We start from the raw sequence: 269 nt of genomic DNA, 5'->3' as shown, positions 1-269 counted from the left end.
CGAACCGCTGACCTCCTGCGTGCAAGGCAGGCGCTCTCCCAGCTGAGCTATGGCCCCGTATTTCTACAGGCGTTTCCCACACAAAATTGGTGGGTCTGGGCAGATTCGAACTGCCGACCTCACCCTTATCAGGGGTGCGCTCTAACCAACTGAGCTACAGACCCAATTTCGAGCTTGTAGCCGCTAGCGTTGAGCTATCAGCTTGGAGCTTAAAGCTGCTTCTAATCGTCTTCTTCAATGAATCAAGCAATTCGTGTGGGTGCTTATGG

Annotated in this window: 1 tRNA gene; it reads right to left on the bottom strand. The window is 53.2% G+C overall.

Annotated features, from left to right (window positions below):
• Nucleotides 1-87 precede the first annotated feature (87 nt).
• Nucleotides 88-164: transfer RNA gene (locus tag AO388_RS07185), tRNA-Ile, on the bottom strand.
• Nucleotides 165-269 lie beyond the last annotated feature (105 nt).

It is taken from the genome of Pseudomonas sp. ICMP 10191 (assembly GCF_001467335.1).
Classification (GTDB): domain Bacteria; phylum Pseudomonadota; class Gammaproteobacteria; order Pseudomonadales; family Pseudomonadaceae; genus Aquipseudomonas; species Aquipseudomonas cerasi.
Note: the sequence above shows the minus strand (reverse complement) of the source record. Positions and strands in the feature narration are given on the sequence as shown.